Source organism: Flavobacterium arundinis, from assembly GCF_038289855.1.
Classification (GTDB): Bacteria; Bacteroidota; Bacteroidia; order Flavobacteriales; family Flavobacteriaceae; genus Flavobacterium; species Flavobacterium arundinis.
Map to the genome: position 1 here is coordinate 2104 of NZ_JBBYHR010000019.1, position 3042 is coordinate 5145.

Annotated in this window: 2 rRNA genes (1 of these 2 only partly in view); both read left to right on the top strand. The window is 48.8% G+C overall.

What is annotated here, in order from left to right:
- Window positions 1–2785, top strand: a 23S ribosomal RNA gene (locus AAEO56_RS19250); it begins 140 nt to the left of the window's first position.
- A 149-nt stretch (window positions 2786–2934) separates the two neighbouring features.
- A 5S ribosomal RNA gene (gene rrf, locus AAEO56_RS19255) occupies window positions 2935–3042 on the top strand; the annotation flags it as partial.

Here is a 3042-nt window from a genome sequence, read left to right on the forward strand (position 1 = left end):
TTGATCCGTAGATATCCGAATGGGGCAACCCACTATGTTGAAGACATAGTACTCCGATAGGAGGGCAAACCCGCTGAACTGAAACATCTAAGTAGGCGGAGGAGAAGAAAACAAAAGTGATTCCGTAAGTAGTGGCGAGCGAACGCGGATTAGCCCAAACCAATTGTGTTACGGCATAATTGGGGTTGTAGGACCACGACATTTTATGTAAACCGAACTGGAAGCATCTGGAAAGTTGCGCGATACAGGGTGATAGCCCCGTACAGGTAAGGAATATAATAAATAGTGGTATCCTGAGTAGGGCGGGGCACGTGAAACCCTGTCTGAATCTGGCGGGACCATCCGCTAAGGCTAAATACTCCTGAGAGACCGATAGTGAACCAGTACCGTGAGGGAAAGGTGAAAAGAACCGTGAATAACGGAGTGAAATAGATCCTGAAACCATACGCCTACAAGCGGTCGGAGCACCTTTGTGGTGTGACGGCGTGCCTTTTGCATAATGAGCCTACGAGTTACCGTTGCTGGCAAGGATAAGTACTTAAGGTATGGATCCGTAGCGAAAGCGAGTCTGAATAGGGCGCTTTAGTCAGTAATGGTAGACGCGAAACCGTGTGATCTACCCATGGGCAGGATGAAGCTGTGGTAACACACAGTGGAGGTCCGAACCGGTTGACGTTGAAAAGTCTTCGGATGACCTGTGGGTAGGGGTGAAAGGCCAATCAAACTCGGAAATAGCTCGTACTCCCCGAAATGCATTTAGGTGCAGCGCTGGACACTAGTTATATAGAGGTAGAGCTACTGATTGGATGCGGGGGCTTCACCGCCTACCAATTCCTGACAAACTCCGAATGCTATATAATGATAACCAGTAGTGAGGGCATGGGTGCTAAGGTCCATGTCCGAGAGGGAAAGAACCCAGACCATCAGCTAAGGTCCCCAAATCTATACTAAGTTGAAAAAACGAGGTTTGTCTGCCCAGACAGCTAGGATGTTGGCTTGGAAGCAGCCATTCATTTAAAGAGTGCGTAACAGCTCACTAGTCGAGCGGACGAGCATGGATAATAATCGGGCATAAGTATAGTACCGAAGCTATGGATTTGTAATTTATTACAAGTGGTAGGGGAGCATTCTATCGGCGTCGAAGGTGTACTGCGAGGTATGCTGGAGCGGATAGAAAAGAAAATGTAGGCATAAGTAACGATAATGCGGGCGAGAAACCCGCACACCGAAAGACTAAGGTTTCCTCAGCTATGCTAATCAGCTGAGGGTTAGTCGGGACCTAAGGCGAACCCGAAAGGGACAGTCGATGGCCAACGGGTTAATATTCCCGTACTTCTTATAATTGTGATGGGGCGACGGAGTGATGAAAGCACCGCGAACTGACGGAATAGTTCGTTGAAGTACCTAGCTATAGGTCCTGTAGTCAAATGCGCAGGAACTGGTGAAATACGATAGTACTCAGAGCCTTCGGGCAAAGAGATAGTGTGCCTAAGGGCTTCCAAGAAAAACCTCTAAACTTAGATTATAAGAACCCGTACCGTAAACCGACACAGGTAGTCGAGGAGAGAATCCTAAGGTGCTCGAGAGATTCATGGCTAAGGAATTAGGCAAAATAGACCTGTAACTTCGGGAGAAAGGTCGCCAGCAGCAATGCTGGCCGCAGTGAAAAGGTCCAGGCGACTGTTTATCAAAAACACAGGGCTCTGCAAAATCGTAAGATGAAGTATAGGGCCTGACACCTGCCCGGTGCCGGAAGGTTAAGAGGAGATGTTATGGGTAACCAGAAGCATTGAATTGAAGCCCCGGTAAACGGCGGCCGTAACTATAACGGTCCTAAGGTAGCGAAATTCCTTGTCGGGTAAGTTCCGACCTGCACGAATGGTGTAACGATCTGGACACTGTCTCAGCCATGAGCTCGGTGAAATTGTAGTATCGGTGAAGATGCCGATTACCCGCAGTGGGACGAAAAGACCCTGTGCACCTTTACTATAGCTTAGTATTGACCTTGGATAAGTGATGTGTAGGATAGGTGGGAGACTGTGAAATGGCGTCGCCAGGCGTTGTGGAGTCATTGTTGAAATACCACCCTTTGCTTATCTGAGGCCTAACCCCGGTATCCGGGGGACATTGCTTGGTGGGTAGTTTGACTGGGGTGGTCGCCTCCAAAAGAGTAACGGAGGCTTCTAAAGGTTCCCTCAGCACGCTTGGTAACCGTGCGTAGAGTGCAATGGCATAAGGGAGCTTGACTGAGAGACATACAGGTCGATCAGGTACGAAAGTAGAGCATAGTGATCCGGTGGTTCCGCATGGAAGGGCCATCGCTCAAAGGATAAAAGGTACGCCGGGGATAACAGGCTGATCTCCCCCAAGAGCTCATATCGACGGGGGGGTTTGGCACCTCGATGTCGGCTCGTCACATCCTGGGGCTGGAGAAGGTCCCAAGGGTTGGGCTGTTCGCCCATTAAAGTGGCACGCGAGCTGGGTTCAGAACGTCGTGAGACAGTTCGGTCTCTATCTACTGTGGGCGTTAGAAATTTGAGTGGATCTGATTCTAGTACGAGAGGACCGAGTCGGACTGACCTCTAGTGTATCTGTTGTCCCGCCAGGGGCACCGCAGAGTAGCTACGTCGGGAAGGGATAAGCGCTGAAAGCATATAAGCGCGAAACCCACCACAAGATGAGATTTCTTTTAAAGGTCGTGGAAGATGACCACGTTGATAGGCTATAGATGTAAAGGCAGTAATGTCATAGTCGAGTAGTACTAATAACCTGTAAGCTTATGTACATCTCTTTCCTGCCCCGCAAGGGGCAGGGAGAACTTTCTAATTCTATTCTTCTTTTCTTTATCTCAGTATGTTAATATTATTAGTTTACGGTTTACAGTTTTAAGTTAACTCTATACGCGTAAATCATTGTCCAAAGCAATGAACCTTTTAAGGTGGTTATTGCGGCGGGGCTCACCTCTTCCCATCCCGAACAGAGTAGTTAAGCCCGCCTGCGCAGATGGTACTGCAATTTGTGGGAGAGTATGTCATCGCCTTT